This window comes from Brevundimonas sp. EAKA (genome assembly GCF_000698025.1).
GTDB classification, from domain to species: domain Bacteria; phylum Pseudomonadota; class Alphaproteobacteria; order Caulobacterales; family Caulobacteraceae; genus Brevundimonas; species Brevundimonas mediterranea_A.
Window position 1 is genome coordinate 1 of the sequence record NZ_JMQR01000128.1, and the last position, 8,256, is coordinate 8,256.

The window sequence follows — 8,256 nt, forward strand, 5'->3', positions numbered from 1 at the left end:
GTGCTGACCACCCTGCTGTCCGCGCTCAAGGCGCGCGGCAAGACCAGGGGCATGGCCGCCCTGTGCATCGGCGGTGGCGGGGGCACCGCCATGGGCGGCGGACCGTTCTGAGGCTGGCTCTTTTACACCACCCCCAGCCCCCGAGGCTCCTGGGCAACTCGTCTGCCCGCTTCTGGTTTGAAAAAAAAAATCATAATAGGTTTAACCTCCAAATGAAGAAATAACATCATGGTAACGCTGCATGAAGTAATCACGTTCTTGTTTTGTTTTTAAAAGAGAATAAGGAGATAGGAGATCCATAGGGGCCACGGGGGCGGGGGAATGTGTAAAAGGGCCAGCGCCCTGCGAGACCGGGCGAAGCCAAGCGCCCGGCGCCTTCCGCCCAGGGGTCGCGGGCCGCCCGCCGCAGTCGCCGTCCACGGCATAGGCGCGCGAGGCGGCTTTGGCGCCGGCCGGGAGGCCCAGCAGGGCGAGCGCGAGGAGCGTAAGCAGGGGACGGATGGGACGGCGCATGGCCTCTTGGTAAGGCGAGGCCGAACAGATTGCGAGCCTCGGGGGGGCAGCCCCTAGGGGGCGAACAGGATCCACAGTCCCGTCGCGGCGAAGCCCGCCGCAGCAGCCAGCCGGATCCACTTCAGCGGCAGTTTCTTCGCCGCCGTCTCGCCCAGCAGGACGGCGGGGCCGTTGACCAGCATCATGCCCAGGGTCGATCCGGCCACGACCAGGGGCAGGTTCTCGAACCGGGCGGCCAGCATGGCGGTGGCGACCTGGGTCTTGTCGCCCATCTCGATCAGGAAGAAGGCCGAGGCGGTGGTCCAGAAGATGGCCCAGAAACCGCGCTGAACCTCGCCCTTCTGTTCGTCCAGGGTGTCGGGGATCAGGGCCCAGGCGGCGAAGCCCAGGAAGGCGACGCCGACGATCCAGCGCATCCAGTCGCCGGTGATGAAATGGGCCAGAACCGTGCCGGCCAGGGCCGCGAAGGCGTGGTTCAGCAGGGTGGCGGCGAGAATGCCCAGGATGATGGGCGTGGGCCGTCGCCAGGTCGCCGCCATGACGATGGACAACAACATGGTCTTGTCCCCGATCTCCGCGATGGAGACCAGGCCGGTCGAGATCAAAAAGGCTTCCAAGAAGGAACCTGTGTGCGCGGGAGCCTCGGCGGACGGACCTGTGGCGTTCGCAGCCGGGCCCCGCGTGGACATCCCTGCGAAAGCCGCCGGTCTTGCCGTGATCCGGACCCAAAAGGGTCCCGGACCGTTCCCGCGCCATCCTCTCCGGGAGAGGAAGCATGTTGACGCGAGCCCCGCTGATTGTTGCGGGCGGCTACTCCCCGATGACGGGCCGGGGTTTAGGACGCGCGGCCGGAAATGAAAAGTCGATAACGACTCGCAAGATTTGCCTCAGATCAGACCCTGCCGCCCAGCCTCGGCCGTCAGGTCGTCGCGGAACTCGGGCGCGGCCAGGGCGATCAGGGCGCGGGCCCGCTCGCTGGTCGACTTGCCTTTCAGGTTGGTCCAGCCGTGTTCGGTGACGATGATGTGGACGTCGTTGCGGGGCGTGGTGACGGGGCCGTCCAGCCGGGCGACGATGCGCGAACAGGTCCCCTTGGCCGCCGTCGCATGACAGGCGATGATCGACTTGCCCCCTTCGGAGCCATAGGCCCCGCGCACGAAGTCCAGCTGTCCGCCCGAGGCGGTGAACTGGCGGCCGTTCAGGAACTCCGAACAGCAGGCGCCGCTCAGATCGATCTGAAGCGTGGCGTTGACCGAGACCATCTTCTCATTGCGCGCGATCACGGCCGGATCGTTCACATAGGAGACCGGATGGGCCTCCAGGCCGCGATTGCCGTCCAGGAAGTCGTAGGTGTTCTGGTCGCCCATCGAGAAGGCGAAAACCCCGACCCCGGGGTGCAGGGTCTTGCGGGCGTGGTTGGCCACCCCGGCCTGCATCAGCTCGACCAGGCCCGGCGTCAGCATTTCTGTATGGACGCCCAGGTCGCGGTGGTCCTTCAGGGCGTCGCAGACGGCGTTGGGCAGGGCGCCGATCCCCATCTGCAGCGTCGCCCCGTCCTCGACCAGATCGGCGATGATCCGACCGATGGCGAGGTCGGCCGGCTGGGGCTCGGCCCTGGGCACGACCAGCAGGGGGGCGGCGTGTTCCACGATCCCGGCGACCCTGGAGACATGGACGGTGCAGTCGCCGAACACGCGCGGCATGTGCGGATTGACCTCGACCACGATGGTGCGGGCCGTGTCCGACACCGGCTTGGCGTAGTCCGTGTTGGTCCCGAACGAGAAGAATCCGTCGGCGTCCATCGGCGAGACGGTGCAGACCAGCGCATCCACCCCGACTTCGTCGCACAGCAGGCGCGGCGACTGCTGGAAGCCGGTCGGGATGAACTGGACCGGATTGGGCCGCCCCTCCTCGAAGGCGCGCTGTTCCAGCCGGCGTTCGACGGCGCTGTGGAACAGGCTCCACGGCCGGATCCGGTCCATCAGCTCGTAGCGCAGCACCGTCTCGCCGGCGATGGCGGTGGAAAGCAGATAATAGAGGTTCACGTCCTCGACCTCGCCGCGCTCAGCCCGTTCGGCCAGGGCCTTCAGCAGGGCCGGGGGCTGGGACACGCCCAGGCCCATGGCGACCTTGGCGCCCGACCGGATCAGGGCCGCAGCCTGATCCGGCGTTTTCAGCCGTTCGGCATAGAGGGCGGCGTGGTCCATGGCGTATCTCCCGTCTGCGCGCCGCTCTGTTCAGATCGAGGCGGCGTCTCAAGACAGACTATCCTGCGTCCGACGCCAAGGCGGGGCTAGACTTTGGTCGGATCGTCCCCGGTTTCAGGCTCCATCGGCGACGGTTCGTCCTGCAGGGGCGCCTGATGACGCTTCTGCCAGCGCGCAATCCCATAGGCGACCAGCCACAGGACCATGGCCCAGGCCGAGCCCACGGCCCAGCCGGCGAAGACGTCCGTCGCCCAGTGGGCGCCCAGATAGATGCGGGTCAGCCCCACCAGCAGGGCCATCAGAATGCCGACTCCCAGGACGAAGATCTTGAACCTCTGGCGCGGAAAGGCGCGCGTCAGCATGACCGCGACGCTGAGATAGAAGACCGTCGCCAGCAGGGCGTGACCCGAGGGGAAGCTGGCGTTGATCGTCTCGACCGCCTGCAGGGCCTGGGGCGGGCGTTCGCGCTCGAACACCGCCTTCAGCCCCTCGCTCAGCATCACGCCGCCGATCAGGCCCAGGGCCAACAGGACGGACGACAGCCATTTCCTCTGGCTCAAAAGGAAGACGATGACGATCAGGGCGAACAGGCCCAGCACCGATATGCCGCCCAGCGAGGTGATGTCGGCCGCCGCCTCCTTCAGCCACCACGGCCCCCATGGCCGGCCGGGATCGTCGGCATAGGGGCGCAGCAGGGCCAGAACCTGATGGTCGAAGGCCTGGCCGTCGGCCTCCGTCATGTCGTCGGCGATCTCGACGAAGGTCATGACGCCGATCGCGGCCACGAACAGGGCCGTCAGAGCGGCGATCTCTGTTCGCGCAACCGTCAGGGCGCGTATCAAAAAGGGACGGAAATCTGAAACGGTCATGGACGGGCCAAACGGCCAAGCTCGCCCTATGTTCCGATCACGCGTTCGTGATATCGCAACTGCGAAGGCCTGGGAGGGGTTTGCTGGCTTGCTTGCTGGATTTTCCCCAGGCGTGGACGAGTTGTCCGACCGATTCGCTTACAAAGCGACCGTCAAGACGTTGACGGGTTATTAGGCATGTGCGCCCTATATGTGGGCTCAGGGAGCGTTGAGACCACTAGATGATGTGGTCACGGCGCAGGTGGCTCTAGGCTGTTTATTGTTCAGGACGCAGATGACCATGGCTGGCGGCGAGGCTTTGAAGACGACGGAATTCCAAGGTGTTGTGACGAACGCGACCCTCGAGAAGCCCCATCTGACTGTCGTGAAATCGGTCCAGGTGGACCGTTCGCGCGACGCCCTGCTGACCGACTTCGGCAAGAAGACGCTGGAAGACCGCTACCTGCTGGCGGGCGAGAGCTATCAGGACATGTTCGCCCGCGTCTCGACCGCCTTCTCGGACGACGCCGACCACGCCCAGCGCCTGTACGACTATATGAGCCGCCTGTGGTTCATGCCGGCGACCCCGGTCCTGTCGAACGGCGGCGCGGATCGCGGCCTGCCGATCTCCTGCTTCCTGAACGCGGTCGGCGACAGCCTGGACGGCATCCAGAGCGTCTGGAACGAAAACGTCGCCCTGGCCTCGAACGGCGGCGGCATCGGCACCTACTGGGGCGGCGTCCGCTCCATCGGCGAGAAGGTCAAGGGCGCGGGCAAGACCTCGGGCATCATCCCCTTCATCCGCGTGATGGACTCGCTGACCCTGGCGATCAGCCAGGGCTCGCTGCGTCGCGGCTCGGCCGCCGTCTATCTGGACATCCATCACCCCGAGATCGAGGAATTCCTCGAGATCCGCAAACCCTCGGGCGACTTCAATCGCAAGTCCCTAAATCTGCACCACGGCGTCAATGTCACCGACGAATTCATGGAGGCGGTGAAGACCGGCGCCACATTCGACCTGAAGTCGCCCAAGGACGGCGCGGTCATAAAGACCGTCGACGCCCGCTCGCTGTGGACCAAGCTGCTCGACATCCGGATGCAGACCGGCGAGCCCTATATGATCTTCTCCGACACGGTGAACCGTCAGATGGCGCCGCACCAGCGCGACCTGGGCCTGAAGGTCAAACAGTCGAACCTGTGCGCCGAGATCATGCTGCACACCGGCCGCGACCACCTGGGCGTGGACCGGACCGCCGTTTGCTGCCTGTCGTCGGTCAATGCCGAGACCTTCCTGGAGTGGCGCGAAGAGCCCAAGTTCATCGAAGACATCATGCGCTTCCTGGACAATGTCCTGGAGGACTTCATCCGCCGCGCCCCGCCGGAAATGAAGGCCGCCGTCTATTCGGCCAAGCGCGAGCGTTCGGTCGGCCTGGGCCTGATGGGCTTCCACTCCTTCCTGCAAGGCCAGGGCGTCGCCTTCGAAAGCGCCATGGCCAAGTCGTGGAACATGCGCCTGTTCAAGCACCTGCGTCGCGAGGCCGACAAGGCCAGCCGCCTGCTGGCCGAAGAGAAGGGCCCCTGCCTGGACGCCGAGGAGCGCGGCGTGATGGAGCGGTTCAGCCACAAGCTGGCCATCGCCCCGACCGCCTCGATCTCGATCATCTGCGGCGGCACGAGCGCCGGCATCGAGCCGATCCCGGCCAATATCTACACCCACAAGACCCTGTCGGGCTCGTTCGCGGTCAAGAACCCCTATCTGGAGCGCCTGCTCGACGAGAAGGGGATCAACACCGAAGCGGTCTGGAACTCGATCCTCGAGCACGAGGGCTCGGTCCAGCACCTGGACGCCCTGAACGAGGACGAGAAGGGCATCTACAAGACCGCCTTCGAACTGGACCAGCGCTGGGTGGTCGAACTGGCCGCCGACCGCGCCCCGGAAATCTGCCAGGCCCAGTCGCTGAACCTGTTCATCCCGGGCGACGTCAACAAATGGGACCTGCACATGCTGCACTGGTCCGCCTGGGAACGCGGCGTGAAGTCCCTGTACTATCTGCGCTCCAAGTCGGTGCAGCGCGCCGCCTTCGCCGGCGCCGAGGACAAGGCCGAGGCGGTCATCGACCCGAACCAGCCCGACCTCTTCTCCATGCCCAAGACCGACTACGACGAGTGCCTGGCCTGCCAGTAGGCGGTCGGACGCCAGACCTGAAAGGGCTCCGCGCAGGCGGGGCCCTTTTTCACGCTGGAACTCCGGCGCGGCGGCGTCGTTCAAAAGGGACGAAACAGTGTCTTGAAAATGTCTGTTGGAGTCTGGTTGCACCTGGTGCAAGCTGGAGAACAGCGGACGGTGGGGAGACCGAATGCGCGTTGCGGTGTGGAGCGTTGGAGTGGGAATCGTCCTGGCGGCAGCCGGGTTCGCCGACTCGCGCGCCCAGGCCTGGATCCCCGGCGCCTTCGACGAAACTCACGCGACGGCTCAAACCCTGACCGCGCGCCTCAATGAGCAAGGCGGGTTCCGCGTCACGCCCGACGCCCGCTTCGGATCCGAAATCGAGATGAGCGCGCCCCTGCGGCCGGCCGAAACCGAGGGTCTGGCCGCCGCCACCCGCAACGATATCTGGATCGACCGCAGGGCTTTCACCGACCGGGTCACGCTGGAAACCGCCGGGCGATTGCGTCGCGCCGACGGCTCGCCCCTGCCGGTCACGCCGATCGACCGGGCCGAGCTGGACGCGGAAGCCTATGACCTGCGCTATGTTCGCGGCTTCCGCGGCGCCGTCGGACGCACGCCGTCCGGCCTGGAAGTCAGTCTGACGCCCCACGCCGGTTTCGGCGTCGGCAGCGAGGGCGGCTCGGCCGAGGCCGGCGCCACCCTGAAGATCGGCGAGGGCTTGGATCGTCTCGCCCCCGACGGAACCGCGCGCTTCGGCGAGCGTCCCCGGTGGTATCTCTACGCCGCCGGGTCCGGCCGGGCGGTCGGCTATAATTTCGCCCGCACCCGCGACGGCGACTACGCCCGCTCCGGCTATACCCAGGATCGAGGCGGCTTCCTAGGCGACGCCTCGGTCGGCGTGGCCTATCGCCGGGGCGATGTTCAGACCTCGGTCGGGCTGGTCTATCGCGAGATCGACGCCGGCAAGGGGCTGCGCGGCATGAACGGCCTCGACACCGATCTGGACGAGGGCTTGATCGCCTTCCAGCTGTCGATCAAGCCGCGCCGCTGACCCGCACCTTCGGGTCGTCGCGCATCAGCGAACCTCCGACACCGCCACGCCCTCTCGCCTCGGATCCGCGCCGCCGTCCCACCGGCCGTCGCGCCACATCGCTCCATGCAGGCCCGAGGTCTCGGTTGCATTGGGTCTCAAGCTTATGCCCGCCGCCCCCAGGGCGTCGCGGATGTCCGGCGCGATCAGGGCCGTATCGGCGCCGACCATCTCGCCGCGCACCACCAGATTGGGCAGGGCGACAGCCTCCTGCATCGGCAGGCCCCAGTCGATCACCCCGATCAAGGCCTTGGCGACATAGGCCAGTATGCTGGACCCGCCCGGCGAGCCGATGGCGCCGACCAGACGGCCCTGACGGTCCAGGATCAGCACCGGCGTCATTGACGACCGGGGCCGCTTGCCCGCCGCCACCGCATTGGCGGCCGGATGGCCGTCCTCGCTCGGGGTGAAGGAGAAGTCGGTCAGCTGGTTGTTCAGGAAGAAACCCTCGACCATCCGGCCGTTGCCGAAGATGCTCTCGACCGTGGTCGTCATGCTGACCGCATTTCCCTCGGCGTCGATGATGACCATGTGCGAGGTGCCGCCGGGCTCGGCCGTGCGGTCCGCGCCGCGCGGGGGCGAGCCCGTGGGGGCGGCGGGCGTCGCGGGACCGTTCAGGGTCGGCGCCAGGGCCGCGCGCGCGGCGACATAGTCCGGATCCAGCAGGCCGGCGATCGGCACGCCGACGAAGTCCGCATCCCCCACATAGCGGTCGCGGTCGGCGTACATCAGACGCTGCAGCCGGCCGAAGGCGACCCAGGCGGCCGGGCTGTCGGGACCCTGGCGGATATCGGGCGTCTGTTCGGCCATGGCCAGGAACTGCAGCAGGGCCACCCCGCTGGACGGCGGCGGGGGCACACAGACGACATAGATCCGGTATGGACGGCACAGGGCGTCGCGCCGCAGCGGGCGATAGGCGGCGATGTCCGCCTCGGTCAGGCCGCCGGGGCGCGGCGCCTCGGACACCGTTTGGGCGATCTCGCGCCCGATGCGGCCGCCGTACAGAACGCCCGGCCCTTCGTTCGCCAGGGCCGCCACGGTTCGGGCATAGGCGGGGTTCCGCATCACGTCGCCGGCCCGATAGGGTTCGCCGTCCGGCCGGGTGAAATAGGCTTTGGCCCACCGGGTTCTCGCCTGGGGCGCGGGGCCGTTGATCATGCCGGCCAGGCGCGGGCTGACCACGAAGCCGTCGCGCGCCAGGCGTTCGGCTTCGCCGAACAGGTCGCGCCATTCCAGCCGGCCGTGATCCTTCTGCGCCATCGCCAGCATGGCCACCGCGCCCGGCGCGCCGGTCGAGCGCCCCGACAACAGGGCGTCGATGAAGGCCAGCGGCTTGCCGTCCTCATAGAACAGTTCGGGCGTGGCCGAGGCCGGCGCCGTCTCGCGCCCGTCATAAGCCGTCACATGGCCGGTCGCCGCCTCATAGCT

General features: G+C 67.2%; 6 protein-coding genes, 1 pseudogene and 1 riboswitch. Of the genes and pseudogenes, 2 read left to right on the forward strand and 5 right to left on the reverse strand.

All coding sequences use genetic code 11. The features are described 5' to 3' along the window. Positions 1–204: 204 nt before the first annotated feature. From ER13_RS19245 to ER13_RS14330, 4 genes and pseudogenes are all read right to left on the reverse strand, one after another. Positions 205–300: pseudogene (locus ER13_RS19245) on the reverse strand (major capsid protein); the annotation flags it as partial. 266 nt (positions 301–566) lie between these two features. After that, positions 567–1,130: a TMEM165/GDT1 family protein gene (locus ER13_RS14320; protein WP_035310279.1), complete on the reverse strand. Its 564-nt coding sequence runs from the start codon at positions 1,128–1,130 to the stop codon at positions 567–569. A gap of 99 nt (positions 1,131–1,229) precedes the next feature. Then, positions 1,230–1,344, reverse strand: a riboswitch (yybP-ykoY riboswitch). 56 nt (positions 1,345–1,400) lie between these two features. Further along, positions 1,401–2,720: an acetyl-CoA hydrolase/transferase family protein gene (locus tag ER13_RS14325; RefSeq protein ID WP_035310281.1), complete on the reverse strand. Its 1,320-nt coding sequence runs from the start codon at positions 2,718–2,720 to the stop codon at positions 1,401–1,403. Positions 2,721–2,806: 86 nt separating this feature from the next. Further along, positions 2,807–3,589: a phosphatase PAP2 family protein gene (locus tag ER13_RS14330; RefSeq protein ID WP_008260320.1), complete on the reverse strand. Its 783-nt coding sequence runs from the start codon at positions 3,587–3,589 to the stop codon at positions 2,807–2,809. Between the two features lie 274 nt (positions 3,590–3,863). Here ER13_RS14330 and ER13_RS14335 point away from each other — a divergent pair, with 274 nt between their 5' ends. Both ER13_RS14335 and ER13_RS14340 read left to right on the forward strand, forming a co-directional pair. Next, the gene (locus tag ER13_RS14335; protein ID WP_035310283.1) at positions 3,864–5,753 is read left to right on the forward strand and encodes a ribonucleoside-diphosphate reductase subunit alpha; all 1,890 of its coding nucleotides are present in this window, start codon (positions 3,864–3,866) and stop codon (positions 5,751–5,753) included. Positions 5,754–5,925: 172 nt separating this feature from the next. Beyond that, complete coding sequence (locus ER13_RS14340; protein WP_052005134.1) at positions 5,926–6,789, forward strand: lipid A-modifier LpxR family protein; 864 nt, start codon at positions 5,926–5,928, stop codon at positions 6,787–6,789. Positions 6,790–6,813: 24 nt separating this feature from the next. Here ER13_RS14340 and ER13_RS14345 read toward each other — a convergent pair. Next, positions 6,814–8,256, reverse strand: a 1,443-nt coding sequence (locus ER13_RS14345) for a gamma-glutamyltransferase family protein (protein ID WP_035310286.1), incomplete at its 5' end; no start/stop codon positions are given.

Bases quoted from the DNA above. Each gene is read 5' to 3' on its own strand.
- ER13_RS14325 (WP_035310281.1), bottom strand. From the start codon at position 2,720: ATGGACCACGCCGCCCTCTATGCCGAACGGCTGAAAACGCCGGATCAG.
- ER13_RS14330 (WP_008260320.1), bottom strand. From the start codon at position 3,589: ATGACCGTTTCAGATTTCCGTCCCTTTTTGATACGCGCCCTGACGGTT.
- ER13_RS14335 (WP_035310283.1), top strand. From the start codon at position 3,864: ATGACCATGGCTGGCGGCGAGGCTTTGAAGACGACGGAATTCCAAGGT.
- ER13_RS14340 (WP_052005134.1), top strand. From the start codon at position 5,926: ATGCGCGTTGCGGTGTGGAGCGTTGGAGTGGGAATCGTCCTGGCGGCA.